Origin of the sequence: Catalinimonas locisalis, from assembly GCF_038039535.1 — a bacterium.
Classification (GTDB): Bacteria; Bacteroidota; Bacteroidia; order Cytophagales; family Cyclobacteriaceae; genus Catalinimonas.
This window is the reverse complement of the sequence record NZ_JBBPHP010000009.1, coordinates 57,695-79,063: the sequence shown is the minus strand read 5'-3', so window position 1 is coordinate 79,063 and position 21,369 is coordinate 57,695. Positions and strand designations below refer to the sequence as shown.

15 protein-coding genes are annotated in these 21,369 nt (G+C 43.3%); 7 read left to right on the top strand and 8 right to left on the bottom strand.

The annotated features are described in order from the left end of the window. Nucleotides 1-16: 16 nt before the first annotated feature. Both argC and WJR50_RS13785 read right to left on the bottom strand, forming a co-directional pair. Nucleotides 17-1,051: an N-acetyl-gamma-glutamyl-phosphate reductase gene (gene argC, locus WJR50_RS13790; protein ID WP_341293875.1), complete on the bottom strand. Its 1,035-nt coding sequence runs from the start codon at nucleotides 1,049-1,051 to the stop codon at nucleotides 17-19. A 286-nt stretch (nucleotides 1,052-1,337) separates the two neighbouring features. Further along, nucleotides 1,338-3,026 carry a glutamine--tRNA ligase/YqeY domain fusion protein gene (locus WJR50_RS13785; RefSeq protein ID WP_341293874.1) on the bottom strand — a complete coding sequence of 563 codons (1,689 nt, stop codon included), beginning with the start codon at nucleotides 3,024-3,026 and terminating at the stop codon, nucleotides 1,338-1,340. A gap of 230 nt (nucleotides 3,027-3,256) precedes the next feature. Between WJR50_RS13785 and WJR50_RS13780 the strand changes: the two genes are divergently transcribed. From WJR50_RS13780 to WJR50_RS13770, 3 genes are all read left to right on the top strand, one after another. Then, a complete protein-coding gene (locus tag WJR50_RS13780; protein ID WP_341293873.1) occupies nucleotides 3,257-6,439 on the top strand; it encodes a hybrid sensor histidine kinase/response regulator in 3,183 nt (1,060 codons plus the stop codon). Between the two features lie 106 nt (nucleotides 6,440-6,545). Further along, complete coding sequence (locus tag WJR50_RS13775) at nucleotides 6,546-7,202, top strand: response regulator (RefSeq protein WP_341293872.1); 657 nt, start codon at nucleotides 6,546-6,548, stop codon at nucleotides 7,200-7,202. A 154-nt stretch (nucleotides 7,203-7,356) separates the two neighbouring features. Next, on the top strand, nucleotides 7,357-9,969 hold the full coding sequence (locus WJR50_RS13770; protein ID WP_341293871.1) for a TonB-dependent receptor: 2,613 nt from the start codon (nucleotides 7,357-7,359) through the stop codon (nucleotides 9,967-9,969). 26 nt (nucleotides 9,970-9,995) lie between these two features. Here WJR50_RS13770 and WJR50_RS13765 read toward each other — a convergent pair whose 3' ends face one another. The 4 genes from WJR50_RS13765 to WJR50_RS13750 form a co-directional block, all read right to left on the bottom strand. Beyond that, complete coding sequence (locus WJR50_RS13765; protein WP_341293870.1) at nucleotides 9,996-10,334, bottom strand: DUF6970 domain-containing protein; 339 nt, start codon at nucleotides 10,332-10,334, stop codon at nucleotides 9,996-9,998. An 80-nt stretch (nucleotides 10,335-10,414) separates the two neighbouring features. Further along, nucleotides 10,415-10,987, bottom strand: a complete 573-nt coding sequence (locus WJR50_RS13760; protein WP_341293869.1) for a pentapeptide repeat-containing protein — start codon at nucleotides 10,985-10,987, stop codon at nucleotides 10,415-10,417. A gap of 136 nt (nucleotides 10,988-11,123) precedes the next feature. Then, nucleotides 11,124-11,285, bottom strand: coding sequence for a hypothetical protein (locus tag WJR50_RS13755; RefSeq protein WP_341293868.1), 162 nt, complete (start codon nucleotides 11,283-11,285; stop codon nucleotides 11,124-11,126). 158 nt (nucleotides 11,286-11,443) lie between these two features. Next, nucleotides 11,444-12,772 (bottom strand): hypothetical protein, encoded by a 1,329-nt coding sequence (locus WJR50_RS13750; protein WP_341293867.1) that lies wholly within the window; start codon nucleotides 12,770-12,772, stop codon nucleotides 11,444-11,446. Nucleotides 12,773-13,383: 611 nt separating this feature from the next. Here WJR50_RS13750 and WJR50_RS13745 point away from each other — a divergent pair. Further along, nucleotides 13,384-14,025 carry a PQLLE family protein gene (locus WJR50_RS13745; RefSeq protein WP_341293866.1) on the top strand — a complete coding sequence of 214 codons (642 nt, stop codon included), beginning with the start codon at nucleotides 13,384-13,386 and terminating at the stop codon, nucleotides 14,023-14,025. Between the two features lie 99 nt (nucleotides 14,026-14,124). Here the strand turns inward: WJR50_RS13745 and WJR50_RS13740 are convergent, their stop codons facing one another. After that, nucleotides 14,125-15,447 carry an amidohydrolase family protein gene (locus tag WJR50_RS13740; protein ID WP_341293865.1) on the bottom strand — a complete coding sequence of 441 codons (1,323 nt, stop codon included), beginning with the start codon at nucleotides 15,445-15,447 and terminating at the stop codon, nucleotides 14,125-14,127. Nucleotides 15,448-15,475: 28 nt separating this feature from the next. After that, the gene (locus tag WJR50_RS13735; RefSeq protein ID WP_341293864.1) at nucleotides 15,476-18,499 is read right to left on the bottom strand and encodes an amidohydrolase family protein; all 3,024 of its coding nucleotides are present in this window, start codon (nucleotides 18,497-18,499) and stop codon (nucleotides 15,476-15,478) included. Nucleotides 18,500-18,832: 333 nt separating this feature from the next. Between WJR50_RS13735 and WJR50_RS13730 the strand changes: the two genes are divergently transcribed. From WJR50_RS13730 to WJR50_RS13720, 3 genes are all read left to right on the top strand, one after another. Then, entirely contained in the window at nucleotides 18,833-19,597 is a 765-nt protein-coding gene (locus WJR50_RS13730; RefSeq protein WP_341293863.1) for an RDD family protein, read from the top strand. Between the two features lie 387 nt (nucleotides 19,598-19,984). Further along, the gene (locus tag WJR50_RS13725) at nucleotides 19,985-20,722 is read left to right on the top strand and encodes a hypothetical protein (RefSeq protein WP_341293862.1); all 738 of its coding nucleotides are present in this window, start codon (nucleotides 19,985-19,987) and stop codon (nucleotides 20,720-20,722) included. 68 nt (nucleotides 20,723-20,790) lie between these two features. After that, the gene (locus WJR50_RS13720; protein WP_341293861.1) at nucleotides 20,791-21,249 is read left to right on the top strand and encodes a DMT family transporter; all 459 of its coding nucleotides are present in this window, start codon (nucleotides 20,791-20,793) and stop codon (nucleotides 21,247-21,249) included. Nucleotides 21,250-21,369 lie beyond the last annotated feature (120 nt).

Here is a 21,369-nt window from a genome sequence, read left to right as displayed (position 1 = left end):
CGTATTTGGTTCTTATTTATGGGTTGATAGGTACTTGTTGCAGTCCGCTATTTTCAGCGAAACCAAACATCAGGTTCATGTTGTGCACTGCCTGTCCGGATGCGCCTTTTACCAGGTTGTCTATTGCACTTACCGTAATGATTCTTCTGGTACGCTCATCATAAGTGGCAAAGATATCACAAAAATTAGAGCTGCGCACATCTTTCACTGAAGGAGGCTGCTGGCGCAGGCGAATGAATGGTTCATTAGCATAGGCCGCCTCATAAGCTTGCTGTACTCTTTCTTCACTGATCTCACCTTCGGGATGGGTATAGGCAGTAGCAATAATCCCACGGTCAATAGGTAGGAGGTGAGGCGTAAACTGTACGGTAGCCTCTAGCCCGGGCGCGCTGAGCGTTTCCTGAATTTCTACAGTATGCCGGTGCGTTTTGATAGCGTAGGGTTTAAAGTTATCGTGTACATTGGTAAAATGCGTGGCTGACTTAGGCTTCACTCCGGCACCCGTAGTCCCGGATTTAGCATCAATAATGATGGAATCGGGATTGATCAGCTTACTTTTCATCAAAGGGTAAGTGGCCAGTATGGAAGCAGTAGGGTAGCAGCCGGGATTGGCGACCAGTTTGGCATCTCGTATGCGCTCACGATTAATCTCCGGTAGGCCATACACTGCCGTTTCAAATCCCTGAGGGAAGATATGGTCCATGCCATACCACTGTTCATAAACATCAGCATTGCTCAGCCGGAAATCTCCTGAAAGGTCTATGATTCTGAAATCAGCATCAGAATAGTCTTTGACAAAATTCATGGCAGCCCCATGGGGAAGTGCCAGAAATACTACATCCAGCTTATGGTTTTTTACCTCTGCCATAGGCTGTAAAACCTGATCCACCACACCATAAAGTGCGGGGTAAACCTCAGATATTTTTTGCCCGGCCTTACTTTCAGAAGTAAGCAGCTGTATTTCTGCCTGTGGGTGAGCATATAAAATACGGATAAGCTCGGAGCCCGTATATCCGGTAGCTCCTATAATTCCTATCTTAAGTTTATTCATGAGTTTGAAAATTAAATAAAGTAGCGAATGCTATTGTTTGAAAAAAAATCATTTTGCAGCAAGCCAAAAATGAAACTGTTGGGTTGACAGCTATTTTTATTGTCACATCGCTCATATGCACAAACCTTGAGCGATGCCAGACTAAGCAAATACTACAGATAGATCGTAAAATTACTAAATTTTTTTTTAGAAGGCCCATCTACCTGATCAAAGCTGAGTTTGATGCCATTTGCAGCCGAATGTTTTTTAAAAGAAAGGGGAGCTACTGCTCCCCTCAGGTTTGTAATTATTTCTTCTGAATTTTTGCCCAGGTGTCTCGCAAAGTGACGGTCTGGTTAAATATCAGGTGGCCAGCAGTAGAGTCAGGATCAAGGGTATAATAACCCTTACGCATAAACTGGAAAGGCTCCAGGGGCTTGGCTTCTTTCAGACTTGGCTCTACATAGGCCTTTTCAATAATCTGCAAAGAGTCAGGATTTAGAAACTCCTTAAAATCTTTGTCTTTATGACCAGCAGGATCAGGGTCGCTAAACAGCCTGTCATAAATTCTTACCTCTACTGGCATGGCATGCGGTGCAGAAACCCAGTGCATGGTACCTTTTACCTTCTTGCCACTGGTATCTTCACCACTTTTGGTTTCGGGGTCATAAGTACAGTAGATTTCTTCAATCTCTCCGGTCTCGGGGTTTTTCTTAAAGTCCTCACATTGGATAATGTAAGCCCCTTTGAGTCTTACTTCTCTTCCTGGTCCTAAGCGGAAAAACTTTTTGGGAGGATCTTCCATAAAATCGTCCTGCTCAATATACAGTTCCCTTGAAAAAGGAACGATTCTATTTCCACTACCCGGATCTTCAGGATTATTTTCCACCTCAAGGTCTTCGGTTTTACCTTCCGGATAATTGGTAATGATCAGTTTGACCGGATTCAATACACCCATCACCCGTGGAGCCTTTTTATTCAGGTCTTCCCGTATGCAGAATTCCAGTAAGCTCAGGTCAATCACATTATCCCGCTTGGCTACGCCCACACGCTCGGCAAAATTGCGCAGACTTTCCGGGGTATAACCACGACGGCGAATTCCTTTGATCGTAGGCATACGAGGATCATCCCATCCACTGACGTACTTGCCATTGACCAGTTCCAGCAGCTTACGTTTACTCATCACCGTATAGCTGAGGTTAAGGCGGGCAAATTCAATCTGACGAGGGCGAGGCTTAAAATCACCAATCTGATCCAGAAACCATTCATAAAGCGGGCGGTGGATTTCAAATTCCAGTGTACAGATAGAGTGTGTAATGTGTTCTAAAGCATCACTCTGCCCATGTGCCCAGTCGTAGTTAGGATAAATCTTCCAGGTATCTCCGGTACGATGGTGTTCTTTGTTCAGAATGCGGTACATGACAGGGTCACGCAATTGCATATTAGGCGATGACATATCAATTTTGGCACGGAGCACACGAGAACCTTCGGGAAACTCCCCCGCTTTCATGCGGGCAAAGAGATCCAGACTTTCTTCTACCGGGCGTTTGCGGTAAGGACTTTCTTCTCCCGGTTCGGTGGGTGTACCTCGCATCCGGCGTATCTCTTCCACCGTTGAGTCATCCACGTAAGCCTTGCCTTCTTTAATAAGTTGTACAGCCCAATCATAGAGCTGAGGGAAATAGTCGGAAGCGTAAAACTCCCGGTCCTCCCAGTCAAAACCTAGCCAGTGCACATCTTCCTTGATGGAATTGATATACTCAATATCTTCGGCTACAGGATTGGTATCATCAAAACGTAGATTGGTTTTACCACCGTACTGTTCTGCCAGACCAAAGTTAAGACAGATAGACTTGGCATGGCCCAGGTGCAGATAACCATTGGGCTCAGGAGGAAAGCGGGTATGTACTACGCCATCATTCTTTCCATTGGAAATATCTTCTTCAATTATAGCTTCTAAAAAATTCAGTGAAGTGCGCTCTTCTTGCTTATTCATGATGTTATCATTAATGAATTGTCAAAATTGCCCGACAACTCACAGAATGTAAAGAAATTTTAAATTTATTTTGTGTTCAAAAGAACAAATTACAATATATGACCAAATGCAGGAAATGTTTTCTGAATTATTAAAGTCTTTAACTGGCTCAATTAAAAGCTGTGTCTTTAGTAATTGAGAATATTCTACGGGTTTAAATGTTACCTTTATAAGGATCACACGGAGGATTTATGGCTTATACGCGCGCATACCTGGAGCGTTTGGACAAAGAAGCGCTGGTAGACTTATTCGTTAAACAAAATGAAAGTCAGGAGTACAGACCTTTTGATAATAGCGAACTACTCAAGCTCTATGCTGATCAGGTTATCAACCTCTCACCTGATGCTATTTTACTGATTAACCATGAAACACTTTTTTTGGAAGGCTGTAATCAGGCGGCCCTCTCTCTACTGGAGCTTGATACCAAAGAAAATTTAGCTACCTATCTGGATAATCTATTTCAGGATCGCCCCGTTTTTTTTGAGGTGCTGAAAGAACTGGGTTCTGCACTGAAAGATCATCCTGAGGTTTCCATGGAAGTTGAGTTTACCACCTCTAGAAGTAATCAGCGCTGGGGACATATGGTTTGCAAAAAAATCAACCTGCTGGAAAATACACTCATCTTTATCCGCATCATAGATATCACTACGATTAAGCTGGCTCAACAGCAGCTCCTGGAAAGTGAACAAAGGCTGGCAGAAGCTCAGCAGATTGCTCAGCTGGGCAGTTATACCATCAGCGTAGATGGTGAGAAGTTCAAGAGTCATTACTCGCAAACCTTCTGTCAGATAATGGGCATACGGAGTCAGGAAGAAAAAGACTCTTTTGCTACCTCTTATCTCCATTACGTACATCCTGAAGATCGTAAGGCAGTAAAAAATAACCTGAGGGAGATGTTGGAAAAAAAGAAGGGGGGAAGCTTTGAACACCGAGTGATTACCAAAAGAGGAGAAGAAAAACACCTCTTATCAATTGTGCGCCTGGAGTTGGATGATGAGGGCCTTATCCTGAAAATTATCGGAACTATTCAGGATATCAGCCGAAGAAAAGAGTCAGAGGCCCGCCTGAAAGAAAGTGAAGAGCGCTACCGGCTTACCGCAGAAAATACCAACGATGGAATCTGGTACTGGAACAAAGCTAATAATGAAACCTACATTTCTCCCAAATACCGATGGATACTCAACAGGCTACAGGTACGAAAAAGTATTTGGAACGAAGCAAGCTGGAAACAACTAATTCACCCAAACGATATTAAAGAAATTACTAAAATACTGGATGATTGTCTGAAGGGAAATTTACCACGGTTTAGCCGTGAAATTCGCCTTTTATCTGAAAGTGGAGAATATCGCTGGTACGAAGCAAAAGGCACCGTAATCATGAATGGCCAGAAGGAGATTGGTTTCATGGTAGGGGCTATCAGTAGCATTCATAATCGTAAGTTAGTAGAGCAGAAGCTTCTGCAGCAGGACAGGATATTGAATTTTGCTCAGCATATTGCCAAAGTAGGAAGCTGGACCTGGAACATTGCCGAAAAAGTGTTGATATTCTCAGAAGAGCTCTACAACATCTATGAAATAGATAGTAATGTTAAGGGGGCCAAATTGATGGAGATTCTCATTCAATTGGTAGTGAAAGAAGATCGGGAAAATTTGGAAAATTTTATGAACGACATATTAACACTACCTGAAGATAAACCAACTCATAGCATAGAGTTTCGGGTACGACTGGGCTCTGGTGTTGAGAAAGTGCTAAGGAGTACCGGAAAGTTTTATACACGCAGCGAAGAAGGAGAGTCGGATAAACTTATCGGTACCACTCAGGATATTACCGAAGTAAAACAAAGGGAAAAGGAACTGATACTGGCTAAAGAGCAGGCGGAGATTTCAAGGCAGGCAAAAGATCGTTTTCTGCAGATTGTCAGTCATGAAATTCGTAATCCACTCAACGCCATTGTGGGGATCAGTCGTTTACTACAACAAGCTGATCTGAGCAAAAGTCAGGAACAAATCAAAACGCTTAATTTTTCAGCCAGCCACCTGCTTTCCCTGATCAATGATATATTGGATACTGCCAAGCTACAGTACGGAAAAATTAGCCTGGAAGAGATACCATTTAGTATCACGGAGCAGCTCAGACAAACAGAAGATCTTTTTCGCCCCCAACTGGCAGATAAAGAAACTACCCTGGAAGTAAAGGTTGATGACAATATTCCTGAAGAGGTACTCGGAGACCCTACCCGTTTCAACCAGATTATCTTTAACCTGATCAGTAATGCAGTAAAATATACGTACCGGGGATGCGTACGCCTGGAGGTAAAGCAATTGAAGCAGATGGCAGATCACTACCTCCTGCAGTTTGTAGTTTCGGATAGCGGGGTAGGCATTGTTTCAAAAAGTCTGGAAAAAATCTTTGACGCTTTTGAGCAGGATGACCTGCTCATCAACCAGCAAAAAGGGGGGACTGGGTTGGGCTTATACATCGTTAAGGAACTGGTCAATCTTATGTCCGGAAGCATAAAGGTAGAAAGCGAATTTGGCAAAGGCACAAGATTTATCTTTACCTTACCTTTCTCAAAAGTACAAAGTAGCGGACAGAGAGAAAAAAGTAATGAGCTGCAAAAGCATTTCCAACTTACTAATAAGAAAGTGCTGTATGTGGAAGATGCGGTGTACAATCAGTTACTGCTCAAGGGCTACGTAAAGATGTGGAATCTTAACCTTGACCTGGCAGCAAATGTAAATGAGGCAGAGGAAATGGCAGCCCAAAACAAATATGACCTTGTACTTACTGATTTCAGGCTACCTGATGGAAGTGGAGAGGATGTAGTGGCGAACTTAAAAAAAATAAATTCTCATTATCATAACATTCCATATATCGTTATTTCTGCTTACAATTTGGATGATAATGGGCAGCGGTGTTTTGATGATTATATACAGAAGCCCATCAACTTTGATAAGTTTTTTTACGTGTTGCGTAAGTATTTAACCCCCAACGAGCAAGCGCTATCAGATATGGAGATGGGGCAGGATAGGGGTAATGCCTTCAAAAGCCAGGATGCCCTTGATTTTTTGCGTGAGCATCAACCTGCTCACTATCAGAGTATTGTAAATAATATGGAAGGAGAATTATTAACAATCAAAGAACAACTTTCCCAAAGTATTCTTCAGCAGAATTACAGATTGTATTTGCAGATGGTGCATAAGTTGAGCAGCGCGCTTAAAGTTATGCATGAATATTCATTTCTGGACTTTTTGGAAGCCATGTCTGACTTACCTACCCAACTGTCTGCTAAAGAGGAACTTGTCCAAAAACTGGATGATTACTTTAACGAAATAATACAGAGATGGAAATATAAAAACTTACCTCAGAAATGAATAAAGGCACATATTACTTGTATTAAGTGAAAAAAATCCTAAATTTCGTTTTGATACGTAGGTATTAATTTTCTCTAATTACATATTTACCCCTGCCCCAACGATTATGAAAAATGAATGTAAAATACTCATTGTAGATGACCATCAAATGATCAGAGATCTGATCGGATTTATGTTAGATGGACGTGAAGAGTACTCAATCGTAGGTAAAGTTTCTTCTTTGGAAGAAGCTGAACAAGTATTGAGTAAACAGAAAGTTGATGTTTGTATTCTGGACCTCTCTCTTGGAGAAGGAGATGGCCTTGAGCTATTGCGTGCCTCTTACAAAGACCGCCCGGAAATCAAATTTCTTATCCTTTCCATGTATGCCAACCCCTCCAATATTCAGCAGTCAATCAAGCTGGGAGCCAAAGGGTTTTTACCTAAAGATGCTTCCGGTGAAGAATTGATGCGGGGTATTGAAGATGTGTGCAACGGGAAAAAGTACTACAGCCCGAAGATTATTGAAACACTGATCGGTGACTGGACACCTGAGCCCCCTAAAGGAGGACTGATTGACAAAATCAACCAGCTCACTCGCAGAGAGAAAGAAATTCTCAGCGCAGTAGTAGACGGTAAGAGCAACCATGATATTGCCGACCTGTACGGCATCAGTAAAAGGACTGCTGAAAACCACCGCTCTCGTATCCTGAAAAAGACAGGAGCGAGAAGTTTTATGGAACTTGCTCGCGTGGTGATGGAAAACCGCCTGGAGTTAGTTTAAGCACTTACTTCATTTAGGGTGGTGAGCTAATATACTGTAGTCTCATTTAAAATGAACAGCTACTTCCGGTTAAAAGGAGGTAGCTTTTTTTATGTTGCAATCAGGTTTACCAATGTCTATCTTCAGGCATATGAAATGGAATATCTGTATCCTCATGAAGTTAAAAGCACTGCCCTCAGCTTTTCTATTTTGCATTATGCTTTGCCTGATTACAAACTTATTGTATGCACAAGACAATCTGGCAAACATTGAAGGCACTATTGTGCAGGCGAGTGATGGCGCTCCCGTACCTGGTGCAAATATTTCTTTACTCGGTAGTACTCATGGAAGCATCAGTGACCTGGAAGGACGCTTTTTTATTCGCAATATTCCGGAGGGAGTATATGAAATGATGGTAAGCTTTGTAGGATACAAAACCTATAACGAAACTCTAGAGCTGAATGCTGGTGAGAATAGAGTGCTTAACATTCAACTGGAAGAAGATATACTGGCACTGGATGGATTGATCGTAACTGCACAAAAAAGGACTCAACTGGTACAGGAAGTCCCCATCGCGATCACTACCTACGATGGCTCTTTTTTACAGGAAACCAACATATTTGAGTTTGATGCCCTCTCGGATTATGTGCCCGGTTTGCAGGTGCAGATTCAAAGCGTGAATAATCCCGGCTTTGTCGTGCGGGGCATTACCAGTGACAATGGTGACGCACGCATTGAACCCCGGGTATCAGTTTTTCAGGATGGGGTATCCATCAGCAAGTCACGGGGTTCGGTGGTAGAACTGTATGATATGGAAAGGGTAGAGGTATTGAAAGGTCCGCAGGGCACACTCTTCGGACGAGGGGCACAGATCGGAGCTATCCATCTGATTCAGCAAAAAGCACAGAGCCAAACCAGTGCTGAGCTGAAAGCGGGTTTTGGTAACTATGGTCAGTATCTACTGACCGGACATCTTAACCTTCCCATCATAGAAAATAAGCTCTTTGCCAGGGTAGCTGGTATCTTCAACGAAAGAGAAGGTTTTATTGATAATCTTTCCGGGGGCAAACTGAATGGTAAAGACACCAAAGCCTTTCGCACCGCCTGGCGTTACCTGCCCGACAAGCAAACGGTAGTGGATTTTATCTTCAATTATCAACTGGATACTCCGCCCGGAACCTCCTTCAAGAGTGGTACTTATGCCCCCGCTGGTGGGGATACCAGCCCCTTTACATTTGCCGATCTGGAAAGAGGAGAGGAGTTAGGCGTTGACCGTACGGTTTGGGGCGCTACTTTGCTGGTCAACCGCTCGCTGACCAATATGTGGGACCTCACTTCCATCACGGCCTACCGGGCTTTTGATTCTTATGAGGCATTTGATGCCGATGGTACGGTAGCCCCTGCCTTATGGATAGCCGAAGAAGCCATCGGCAAACAATTCAGCCAGGAAGTAAGGTTCAATTACAACAACCTGCAAGGCTTTTCCGGCTTTGGGGGAGTCAACTTTTACTGGGAGGATGGCTCACAGTCTACCCCTGTTGAAACCGATGAGCGCAGCATGTATGCGCTGTTCAACCCTTTTGTGAGAGGAAGTGTCATGAACAACCCTGGTCTGTCTGAAGGGCAAAAGGAGCAGATATTGACGGCAATACCCCCCGAGCCACTCGTAAACCCCGATGGTACGCCTAACCTGATACCCACCTTACCGGATTTACCTCAGTTCCTGGGGCCGCTTTCAGGTTTACCGCTGAAGTCTTTTCACCGGGAAGGGCAGACCAACTACGGAAAGAACTACGCCTTTGAAATTTTTGCCGATGGTACGTATGAGCTTACGGATGAACTGGATGTGACCTTAGGTTTAAGAGGTACTTTTGAAAATATTACCGGTGCCATTGAAAGTCAGGATGCTGACTCTCTGGGTCTGTTAGGCTTTGTGCTGGGGAATTTCCCCAACAACATTTTCCCCCCTACCAACGGACGCGTATCTCATTCCGAATCCTACCTTTCCGCAGTGGGCCGTTTAGCCCTGGATTACAAAGTCTCAGAAGCCTTGAATGTTTTTGCCAGTATCTCCCGGGGAAGGCGGCCCAATGTTATTCAGGTATTGGGAACTGACGTGAGTGTGCTTAATGATGAAATTGTCTGGAGCTATGAAGTCGGGACCAAACTGCTAAGCCGGGACAATCGCCTACAGTGGGACTTCAACACTTATTATTACGACTACAGTGATTTTCAGACGCAGGTAGCCCGCCTTACTGAAGATCAGGGACTTGTATTTGAGACCAGGGATGTGGGCAACGCTACCGCCTTAGGGTTTGAAACCGCTATGCAATACGTGGTATCGCGTCCTCTGCAGGTGTTTGCCAACTATGCTTTCATCCATGCCCGCTTTGATGATACTGATTCCGAGGGTAATGAGCAGTCACTGGCAGGCAATACCTTTCGTTTAACGCCCGAGCATTCCGGTTCTCTGGGGCTCAATTTTGAGATGCCGGTAGCCAGTTGGGGAAGGGTGTTTTTCCGCCCTACTTATAACTACAAATCCAAAGTTTACTTTGAAGAAGAGAACCAGCCCAATATCTCACAGGATGGCTATGGATTGCTTAATGTCAGAACAGGCATGAAGTTGTGGAAAGGTATCTATGAAGTGGCTTTTTATGTCAATAATGCACTGAACGAAGAGTACCTTATAGACGCGGGTAATACTGGGGAAGCCTTCGGCATCCCAACCTTCATCGCCGGACCACCCCGCTTGTTTGGCATACAACTGAGTAGCAGGCTGCTATGATAGCTTTTTTAGGCAGTACTTTAAATTTATTTGTACTCCCTATTATCTTCCCACACCAATGTGTACTCAATAGGCTCGCTAAGATCAGAGCAGTTGCCATCTCCACCACCTGTAAATCCACCATCAGGGGCACAGACTATATCGCAATCGTCATCATACAGATAGTTGAATTGATCGCAACAGCCAGAAGTGATGTAGAAATAGGTGTGTCTATCGGCTTCCCACCTCCAGACTTTTGCGGGTGGGTTTTGTACTTCCTCTCTTTTGATCTTTCTAATCTTTTTTTCAATGCAGGTAGGTACATCAACTTGCAGGTCTGGCTCCTCGCAGGCAGTTATGCCTATGAATATGAAAGCAATACTCATAAGCAAGATGTTGGCTTTGATCATTATTATTCCGTTTGACGTTAAGACAGTATAGGACTTAGAATAGTTGTAAAACCTTCTCACTCAATAATAATCTGGTACTTCTGTAGTAGTCCGGCTAGGCCATCAGTGGAGAACCTTGCTTTTTTGATGCGGTTGTTGTCAGGGTCAATCGTAAAGTTGTAGGCGCTACTCAAGTCTGCCTTCTCCAGGATGGTTTGGTCAAAAACAGCTCCCGCCAGATCGCAGTGGTCAAATACGGATTGGCTAAGATCAGCTTCGGCAAAATCCACTTCTTTGAGGCTACAGTTGATGAAGCCGGTTTTCTTAAGGCTGAGCTGATAAAAGGAAGAGGAGTTGAGCTGACAATCTTCAAAACGAAAAGCAAGCAGAAAGGTGTTGCAGGTATTAAAGTGTAAGCCCAGCAGTTTGCAGGCCTTAAAGGTAACTTCGCGAAAAGCGGTATGGGCAATTCTGGCCAGACTGAAGTCGCAATGTTCAAAGCGGCAATCTACAAAAGCGATATCTGCGATATCGGCCTGGGCAAATTTACAGTTGACAAAGCTACAGTCCTCATATTCCCCTTTGGTCAGGGCGTTTTCTGTAAAGTTCTGGTCCCGGAACTCCTTCTCTGTCACATAATGCGTGCTCATGCTTTTTTGTGGGAAAGATATGGCTTAGCCTGCAACTTTAGAAATGATAACATAAGAGAAAACAGTGCTATCCCCCCTTTCCCCCCTCAGAGTTACTCGCCAGAGAACTCTGAGGAAGCAAAAATGCTCTAAACTGTCATTTCTTAGCCGCAGGCGGAGCCGCCGTGCCCGGAAATCTTAGCCAACTTGAAGTCTGGAGAACTTGCTGCATGGCTAAGCCCTCCAGGCCGGAAATCCTTCGGGATAGCTGAAGGATGAAAGGCAATGTGGAAGGTTTATCCTGAACAACAGTCGTCATTGCGAGCATCGCTACTCAGTGTCATTCCGTTAGGAATCTTCTACCACCCTGCAAAGTCAATGATTTTCATACTGGCTAAGATCCCTCCGGGATGACCCGTTCTGATGAGACACGCTGCTATTGAAGAAGAGAGAGGCTTAAGTAAATACATGAATTTGTTATTTAGAAATAAACTTATATTCTTTAATTCTTTCAATTAATCTTTGATAATTACCTTTAGTGGTCCATTGGAGTTTTTCTAATTCTTCAAGTAAATCTTCCCAATAGGTAATTGTATCTTTTAACAAATCTTTAGTATTATCAAAGATTTCAATCCATATTTCAACTGATCCATGTGCATATTTTATTTGATCATTAGGGTTTTTTAGAAAAGCTTCAATAACTTTTCTTACATGATCTGTTTTAAAATGCTTTGAAATTGGGACGATTTCATAATATCCAATTTGTTCAGCTTCATTGTATGAATTAACCCTAGAATATTTGTATATTTTTTTGTAAAAGATTTCGTCAATCTCTTTTAAAACCTTTTCCTTAATTTCTCCAAAGTCTTCAATTTGTAAATCTTCTAGTAGTGTATACTTTTCTAATGCTTCTGTGTTATCTGATAATTTGCCCATAAGCACGTTTTTTAGACGTATCTTAGAAGGGAGATTTAACCATTCCCAACTTTCTGAATTTACCTTGAGCAAATTTAGAATGGTCAACAACTCTTCATCTTCAAGGCTATCTACAATCTTACCTAAATATTCGCTAATCACGTTTTTATAAATTGCCGGATACATCTTAGAAATTGCAATTAATGAATGTATTATCTTTTCTTCTTTACCAAGATAATTAGCTTCATTTTTATTAATCAATATTTTAGAAAGGGCTTTTATTAAATTAATTACTAAAGCATCTTTTGCTCTCTTAAGGTATTTTTCATGAAGAAAGTCATATACTTTTTCTAACTCAGATGGAAAACTTTCTCTTTTTATATCTAATGCTATCCTATCAATTGCTGACTTTCCTTGTACAGGTTGATGAATTAATAAGAATTTTATAGAATGGACAATGTATGCCCGTACTAATTCAGGGGTAGGTTGATATAGAATTTCGTCATTTGTAAAAGCAGGATGAGCACATAGGTTTCTATCTTCTTTCAACCTACATAAAGATTTATATTCATGCTCATTTAAGAAACTGAAATCACGATGGGCTTTTTCAAGTATACTGTCTTCTATACTTTGTAATTTTGGAATATTATGGTTCTCTACAGAATTTGTTAAATTGGTGATAAACTCAAGCGCGGCTTTATCTCCACTCTCAGATAACTCTTTTATTTTTTCTATTACGTCGTAATTAACTGCTATCCAAGTTGAAATAAGAGCAGCTCGGTTTGCTCCTACTTTATATGAATTTATAGCCTCTAAAATATATATTTTTGAAATTTTACTTCTTACTTTGTTTGTAAGTTCATCAAGATCTGTAAGTGTAGTACTTATCATTGATTTCCTGTTTTTTTCAACTGATATAAATATATTAATTATTCTTACTACTCTTATTATAGAAAATAAGATAATGTCTTAATCATTTTTAAAATAGTAATTTAAACCAGTTCCTCTCTATAGAATACCCAACCCCTCCCCACTATTCCCAAAGACCACATTTTCAGAAGGAAAGGCTCAATAATTTTACAAGGCATTGCGCATGAGGAGGGGAAAGGCTTGCCGCTTTTCCAGAAGACTGAGAGGCGAGGGGAAATGGCTTATCACTTTTGCAAGGCATTGCTCCACGAGGGGAAATGACTTATCAGTTTTGCAAAACGTTTCCCCCCGAGGGGAAATACTCTGTAACTTTTGCAAGAGACTTCCCCCCACTTCTATGTAAGTTATCATTTTTGCAAGACATTTCCCCTCAGGGAGCAGTCTCTTGCAAGTGTCGCAAGGGATTTGTACATATCAGAGCTGTTTTCAAAACCTCTTAAAAATGAAGTATAGGGGCATTTTGAAACGTTTGTGCTTTTCAGGATCAAAAAAGACACGGGTAATATTCTTATTTTATATTGAAATAATCATAATTATTCTTGCGGTATTTTTACTGAAAAAATATTTTGTATATGAAAAAGTCATTGCAGGAAGAATTAGGCGCAGGCCGCGTTACCATCAAAAACGCGATGGAGAACGCTGAGATTATGAAAACACTTGGCAAGCTTAATTATGACGCCAAAGAGATGAACCGGGGATGGGGGCTACTGGAAACAGTCTACACATTACAAACGGAGAAGATCGGCAAGTATGGTAGCCAATTTGGAGCTACGCAATCCTTTTACGAAGAGCTGGAGGAAACTAAAGCCCTATACAAAACACACCGTAAACTGGCTAAAATAGCCTGTGCTGGCGACCGCGAAAAATTTGCCAAACTTCAGTTAGTTAAAAATACCAATGCGGTAGAAAAATGGCTGAATAATGCCTCTATATTTTATCAGGAACTGCTCAGCGATAGTGCCCTGATCGTACAGTTTGGGGTGACGATAGAAGAGTTGCAGCAGATGCAGGCCATGATTCAGGCATTGCTGGATAAGCGTAACCGACAGATCAGCAAAAAGGGTGAAGCCCAGCATGCTACCCAGAAGCGCAATGCCGCGCTGAAAGCTTATCAGGAATGGATGAAAGGCTTTCGTCTGGCTGCCCGCTTTGCCTTCCGCGATGATCCGCAATTGCTGGAAATACTGGGTATCATGGTCCCCACTCCTCGCTAGCTGATGAATAATGACTAATGATGAATGAGGAATGAAGAATGACTTATGGAGGAAAACTTTTTCATTAATCATTCTTCATCAATCATTAGTCATCCATTATCAATCATTACTGAACTTCTCCTTGTACTTCTCATACAGGCGCTGCTGCATGGCATCCATCTGAGGCTTGCGGCCGTTGATGAATACCTGCTCAATGATGTTGCCCCGCATGTCCAGCGCATCCCCATCGGAGATGAATAAGGTGGCGGATTTACCTTCTTCCAGTGAGCCTAATCGGTCGTCCAGCCCAAGGATTTCAGCAGTGGTAAGGGTGATCATTTTCAGGGCTTCTTCTTTATCCACTCCATAAGCGCTGGCAGTACCTGCCATAAACCCGAGGTTACGGGAACGGGAGTGCATGCCGTAGCTGCACCCCAGACTTACCTTTACACCTTCTTCCTGCAGCATGGCAGGCAGCTTATAGGGAAGCAACACATCATTTTCCTCACGGGCAGGCAGGCGATGCACATTGTCTATGATGACCGGCACCTCATGCTCTTTGAGAAGCTCGGCGATCAGAAAGGCTTCGTAGCCCCCAATCACCACCACACGCTCTACGCCATGCTCTTTGGCAAAAAGCACCGCTTCGGCCATTTCCCGGGCTTCATCGGCATGGATATGCAGGGCTTTGCTGCCATCAAATAAGGTCTGCACGGCTGCCAGCTTAAGATTAACTTCCTTGTCGTTGCCCAACTGGCTGTAGGCCACTGCATCGGAGAAGAGGTCTTCCAAAGTCTGTACCTGCTCTTCGTACTTTTCATTAGGCACTCTATTCACGGTATAGGTAGTATAGTCAAACTGCTCGCTATACCTACCTGGCCAGTTCATGTGCATGGCATCGTCGGTTTGGATAGCAGCATCCTCCCAGTTCCAGGCATCCAATTGCACGATAGAGGAAGTGCCGGGTATTCTTCCTCCCTGAGGTACGATCTGGGCGGTAAGTATTCCGTTGAAACGAAAAGTAGGGATCAGTTCAGAGTCTGTGTTGTAAGAGATGATGGAACGTACGTTTGGATTAAGTTCTCCTGCTTCTTCATTGTCTACGGTAGCACGTACCGCACCTATCTCTTTTAATCCCAGGTCAGTATCAGGTAGAATAAAACCGGGGTACACATGCTTGCCTTCGGCACTGATCTGTTCGTAACCGGAGAGGTCCATGCTCTGAGCTTCCGAAGCAGAGCCTACCAGGGTGATCTCACCATTTTCAAAGGCGATGGCCGCGTTTTCTATCACCTCACCATTGCCGATGTGGGCGGTGGCCCCCATGATGATGATGGGCTGCTCCTGGGGTGGTGCCGGAGCGGGTACCTGAGCAAAGGCAGGTGCTATAGCCAGCGTCAGCAGCAAGGCCCAGACGACTAATATATTGATTGAATTATTCATGCTTGATTTCATGTTTTTCATGGAAAAATTAGTGTGCGACATGTCCGAAGTGGATATCATCGCAGTGCCAGAGCTGCTGCATCTCACGGGTAGGGGTGCGGGTAGAAGAACCATTCTTCTTGGCATCCTGCATCTTCTGTACGAGTCTGGCTCTTTCTTGTACAATCATCTCACGCTTCTGCTGATCTTCTTCCATATCATAATAGATACGTCCGTCTACCATCGTCTTCTCGGCTTTGGCATAGATGGAGAGCGGATTATCCGACCAGAGTACCAGGTCAGCATCTTTACCCACTTTGATGCTGCCCATACGGTCGTCCAGGTGCAGCATTTTGGCAGGGTTCAGCGTCACCATCTTCCAGGCATCTTCTTCCGACATACCGCCGTATTTCACTGATTTGGCGGCTTCCTGGTTGAGGCGACGCGCCATCTCCGCATCATCAGAGTTGATAGCCACATTTACTCCCGCCATTTGCATCAGGGTAGCATTGTAAGGAATAGCATAGCGCACTTCAAACTTATAAGCCCACCAGTCGGAGAAGGTAGAACCGGCAGCGCCATGCTCAGCCATCTTGTCCGCCACCTTATAGCCTTCCAGTATGTGGGTAAAGGTATTGACAGTAAAATCAAAACGATCGGCCAGATTCATCAGCATATTGATCTCTGACTGTACATAAGAGTGGCAGGAAATGAAACGTTCGCTGTTGAGAATTTCGGCCATGGTTTCCAGCATCAGGTCACGGCGAGGCTTCACTGCATTGGCTTTATCACGAGAGGAGAGGGCATTATAAGCTTTCCATTCTTCGTCATAAGCCTTGGCACGGGTAAAAGCATCTTCAAACACCTGCTCCACACCCATACGGGTTTGCGGATAACGTATTGAGTTTTCGTTGGAAGAACGCTTTACATTCTCACCCAGCGCAAACTTGATATAGCCATCGGCATCCTCAATCAGCATTTCCTGAGGAGTAACACCCCAGCGCATTTTGATCAGTGCCGACTGACCACCCACCGGGTTAGCGGAACCGTGCAGCAGCTGCGCGGCAGTCACCCCACCGGAGAGCTGGCGGTAGATATTGATATCGTTAGACTCCAACACATCCTGCATGCGTACCATGGCAGAAACCGTAGCCACATCATTGATGCTGCTGGCGGCAATGTGGGTATGTTCGTCTATCACTCCCGAAGTGAGGTGTTTGCCGGTACCATCAATTTCTACCGCGCCATTGGCAGAAAGGTTTTGTCCTACCTCAGCGATTTTACCTTCTCTCACCAGTACATCGGCATTCTCCAGTATTCCTTCTTCCTCATTGGTCCAGACGGTAGCGTTTTTGATGAGGTAAGTTTCCGCTTCAGGTAGTTCCTCATTACCAAATGGCATGAAAGGATAAGTGATGGCAGTAAGCTCATCCAGGTTGATGCTCTCCTCTTCTTCACTACTTTCATCTCCCGACTGATCTTCCAGCTCACTTTGGAAAGTTGCCTGCCAGTCTACCCAGCTACCATCGGCCAGTTCGCCACGGCCCTGTAGGTCTTCGCCATCTATCCAGCCAGAGAGGCGCACTATCTGATCACTTTCAGGTTCGGGAGCGAAATTGAGGGTAATCATATCTCCTTTAAGAGAAGCGTCTATCTTGATAGTATCTCCATTGACCAGTCTGAACTGCTGCTTACCGGGTTGTCCACTCACTTCCATATCATAGCTGTCATTGCCAACGCTAAGGGTATACGCTCCACTCAGGTCGGGAGCGTCTTTATCCGCCTGCTTATACATTCTGCCCTGTATCCAGTTTTCGTAGATGACCGCATCCTCTTCAAAAATATTACCCGAGCTGATAAAGAAGTTCGCCACTGAGCCTTCCTTCAGGCTACCTACCTGATTTTCAGCTTTGATTAATCTGGCGGGTGTATAGGTAAGGGCTTTAAGGGCATCTTCTTCACTTAAGCCATACTGAACCGCTTTGCGCAGGTTTTTTAAGAAGTCTTTCTTTTCTTTAAGTCCATCGGAAGTGATGCTGAATTCAATACCCTGGGCAGCCAGCATACCGAGGTTAGCAGGTGCCAGTTCCCAGTGTTTCATATCCTTAAAGTCTACATAGCGGGCTTCGTAGGGATCATCCACATCGTAGGGATCGGGGAAGTTTACCGGAACGATGAGGGGAGCGTTGGTAGCTTTCAAGGCTTGCAGACGCTGGTATTCGTCACCATTTCCACGAATGATGTATTGCTTGCCGAACTCATCACCCAATTGATCGGCCCTCATGATTTGCAACCAGCCGGGAGCATCAAAGATCTGAGGCAGGTCTTGCAGGTCAATCCAGGCTTCCAGCGTATTATCTGTATAGTCTTTGTTATTGGCAGACTGGTACCATTCGGCATCCAGGTAGGTCTGGCGCAGCAGCGCGATAAAGCCCATTTTGGATACCGGATAATATTGGGAGGAGCTACCCTTGTCAAAAGAATAATGAGCTGCGGCAGGGGTATTGAGCACCGCCTTGTTTTCTTTCTCCATCCCTAGGGATACCAGAGCAGAAGAACCACGGGCCAGGCCATCTCTTTTATTGGTCAGTACCGCACCAAAACCAATGGCGCGATAATCCATGGCTTCTTTATCATCCACAGTAAAATCTTCCACCGCATTAAACTGTGCTTTGAGTGCATCATTCTGGCTAAAGGCTCCTTCTTTCTGCGGTCCCAGCTTTTCGGCACTTCCCCAGCTGAAGGCTGGGCCCTGGGGCACGTCTGATAAACCGTAGTCGCTGTAGAGGTCAATGAAGCCGGGGTAAATGTACTTACCTCTGAGGTCTACTACTCTGGCACCGGCAGGTGCGCTGATATTTGTACCTACCGCTTCTATAACCCCATCTCTGATGAGAAGAGAGGCATTTTCAAGGGTAGACTGGTAATCAGTGATAATGGTAGCATTTTGAAAAAGGTAAATGCCAGGACGGTTATCCCGCACATCATTTACCGGATAAATATCTTCCTGCGCAAAAGTCAACTGCCAGAAGCTCAGACAGATGACCAGAATCCAGATTTTTTTTAACATCATTCAAGAAAGGTTAGATTGTTAATGATTCTGTCATTAAATTCATTAAAGCAGCGCGAAAGTTAAAAAAATAGGTTCATATATTTAAAGAAATGCCGGATTTACCTACTTTATTTGGAGTATCTGTGTATTGCTGTAATAATATATGGAAAGAAGCGGTAAAACCTGTAATAAATATTTAAACTTTGGAGGTAAAAAGAAAGCACAAAGCGAGTGGCCTTGTGCTTAACTAATGCTTATAAGAATATTTACACGTTTTTAAATAAGGCAAATGCTTAGCTTTGCTTGTCACTGAAGGGTAATGAGTTGTAAAAAAATGTCATCGTTTTATTAGGTATGAGTTCTGAGCAGCTACATAAAAAGCAACAATTTGATCTTAGTCATATTGTGGTAGACGGAAAACTACAAGGTAGCAGATTAGCTAGTTTTCCACGTAGAGCGATTGCTTACGGCCTGGACTGGCTGATCATCATATTATGTTCCGAGTATTTTGTACTTCTGTTTCCAGTAGTTTTTGTTCTTCTGTTTCTTAAAAAAAGATTTCGTACCACACTGGTGAAAAATCGCAGGCTACTGAGAAAAAACATAGCCATTGCTGACCAGAAGTTGGAGGAAATAGCCATTGAAGAAAAAGTTAGAGACCAGTTCCGGCGTCATATGACGGTCTATTTATATGTAATTATTTATGCCCCGTTAGTAATTGCTGCTATTATTTTGTTTTCATTTCTGTTAAGTTTCATCTCTGAAGACACCTATCAGGCAGCAAAAGCATCTTTTGTGAACAATCTCTCCTGGATGACTCGTCCGCTTAGTGACATGAATGATGCACTCGGGTTGGTGGTAAGCTTCTTCGGTGCCTTTGTATATTTTACTTTTTTCACCTGGCGATGGCAGGGGCAGACACCAGCCAAACGCTTTCTCCGGATCAGGGTGGTAAAGCTTAATGGCAAAAAGATTTCCTTATGGGGAAGCCTGGAGAGGGTTATGGGTTATACGGCTTCCGGTTCCCTAATCGGTCTGGGTTTCTTTCAGTACTTTTGGGATCGTAACCGCCAGACCACTCACGATAAGATTACTGAGACCATTGTGGTGGAAGCCTGATGGCCGAAGACTATCCACTATAGTTTGGGGCAATTTATTACATCCTTAACATTAATTTAACCTTCCGATTTCTACGAACAACTATGTAGAAATGCTCAATTTTCCTCCTTAACATTCATTTTTCGTCCTTTTTAGCATATAAATCGCTCTTTTCCGAACACATATCTATTACATGTGTTGGTAAATTATTGCCCCAATGTTAATTTAATGTTAACAAATTGTTAAGAAAGTATGTATATTAGTTGACTTAACAATCAGGTGAAATTACAAGAAAGGAGGGGTGCCATTATGGAGATTTTTTTTATTCGTTATTCAAAACTTTTAATCAGTACATGCTTAGTAATTAGTATCAGTATTTTCCAAAGTTTTACTTTGGACGTGAGTGCTATGCCTCAGCCTCTGGAAGATACATTGCAAAAGCAGAAGACATTGATCTCTCAGGAACAGTTTTCCCTTTTTTTTGGCGTTGATCCTCAACTTTCAGAAGAACAACTGAAAAAATATCTGGAAGACATAGAAAAGTTTACCCAAAAGCTAGCCGAGAGAAAAGCCCGTTATCATTCTGAAAAGCAGTTTCTTCATTACGCTTTTTATAGAATTCATAATCGCTATATGAAACGATATAGCGAACACGCAAGCCTCTACGACCTTCTGGACAAAGGCCAATACGATTGTATTACTGGTAGCGCTTTTTATGCACTTATCTTGGATGCGCTTGAAGTTGACTATGTGATCAAAGAATTACCCTACCATGTTTACTTAATGGTACAGCCCAGAGATGAAAGTGGTCCGGTATTGCTGGAAAGCACAGACGCAAGGAGTGGCTATGTAGAAGATCCGAAGCGAGTACAGGAAATGATGAAGATGTATGCTGAGGACATACGTGCTGAAGAGGAAGATCAGTATTCTTACAATTTTGTGATTGATGAAGAAATAGAGTTGAAGCAACTGGCGGCACTCAACTATTATAATGAGGCAGTGGATTACTATAATCAGCAAAACTTAAAACAGGCCACACAATATCTGGATTATGCTACTTTTTTATATCCTGCCAAGCGAATGGAAGCGTTGCGTATGTTGATTAATCAGGTAGCCAACCGCCAACAGCAGCAAGCAGGAAGATAGGTAAGTAAGCACTTTTTAATATCAGCTTGATTGGGCTATATTTGCTCTTTTATCAGCCTGATATTTTTATGCGAAACTTACTTTTAGTGATTCCTCTGCTGGTAGGCATGGGAGTAGTCATTCAGTCCGGTGCCAACACTCAGCTCAGAGCGGTATTGGGAAGTCCTTTTTTAGCTGCCCTGATTTCATTTTCTACCGGAGCACTTTCTTTATTCCTACTCAATCTCATTGTCGGCACAGATCCCTCTTTGCTTAACGCTGAACATATCATGCGTACCCGCTGGTGGATGTGGCTGGGAGGTATATTAGGTGCTTTTTTCATTACCTCAGTTATCTTTATCGCACCGATAATTGGCCCTACCAAACTATTCGGACTTATCATTGCCAGTCAGCTCATTTTCTCAGTCATCGTAGACCATTATGGCTGGATGGGTTTTGACGTACAGCTTATTAATCTGAGAAAAATCATCGGAGTACTACTCTTGATTGCCGGGGCATTTTTGGTACAGTGGGGTAAAGAAGGGTAACGAATTGTAAACTGTAAGTAAACGGCTTAGTAGAAATAAGGGCGAGTAAATCAATAATCAGAAACCATTTCTGGATAAAATGAAGCGGATGTTTATCAACATTACCCAGCCCAAAAACTT

Bases quoted from the DNA above. Each gene is read 5' to 3' on its own strand.
- WJR50_RS13755 (WP_341293868.1), bottom strand. From the start codon at position 11,285: ATGACGACTGTTGTTCAGGATAAACCTTCCACATTGCCTTTCATCCTT.
- argC (WP_341293875.1), bottom strand. From the start codon at position 1,051: ATGAATAAACTTAAGATAGGAATTATAGGAGCTACCGGATATACGGGC.
- WJR50_RS13730 (WP_341293863.1), top strand. From the start codon at position 18,833: ATGAGTTCTGAGCAGCTACATAAAAAGCAACAATTTGATCTTAGTCAT.
- WJR50_RS13780 (WP_341293873.1), top strand. From the start codon at position 3,257: ATGGCTTATACGCGCGCATACCTGGAGCGTTTGGACAAAGAAGCGCTG.
- WJR50_RS13760 (WP_341293869.1), bottom strand. From the start codon at position 10,987: ATGAGCACGCATTATGTGACAGAGAAGGAGTTCCGGGACCAGAACTTT.
- WJR50_RS13720 (WP_341293861.1), top strand. From the start codon at position 20,791: ATGCGAAACTTACTTTTAGTGATTCCTCTGCTGGTAGGCATGGGAGTA.
- WJR50_RS13770 (WP_341293871.1), top strand. From the start codon at position 7,357: ATGAAGTTAAAAGCACTGCCCTCAGCTTTTCTATTTTGCATTATGCTT.
- WJR50_RS13750 (WP_341293867.1), bottom strand. From the start codon at position 12,772: ATGATAAGTACTACACTTACAGATCTTGATGAACTTACAAACAAAGTA.
- WJR50_RS13725 (WP_341293862.1), top strand. From the start codon at position 19,985: ATGCCTCAGCCTCTGGAAGATACATTGCAAAAGCAGAAGACATTGATC.
- WJR50_RS13765 (WP_341293870.1), bottom strand. From the start codon at position 10,334: ATGAGTATTGCTTTCATATTCATAGGCATAACTGCCTGCGAGGAGCCA.
- WJR50_RS13740 (WP_341293865.1), bottom strand. From the start codon at position 15,447: ATGAATAATTCAATCAATATATTAGTCGTCTGGGCCTTGCTGCTGACG.
- WJR50_RS13735 (WP_341293864.1), bottom strand. From the start codon at position 18,499: ATGATGTTAAAAAAAATCTGGATTCTGGTCATCTGTCTGAGCTTCTGG.
- WJR50_RS13775 (WP_341293872.1), top strand. From the start codon at position 6,546: ATGAAAAATGAATGTAAAATACTCATTGTAGATGACCATCAAATGATC.
- WJR50_RS13785 (WP_341293874.1), bottom strand. From the start codon at position 3,026: ATGAATAAGCAAGAAGAGCGCACTTCACTGAATTTTTTAGAAGCTATA.
- WJR50_RS13745 (WP_341293866.1), top strand. From the start codon at position 13,384: ATGAAAAAGTCATTGCAGGAAGAATTAGGCGCAGGCCGCGTTACCATC.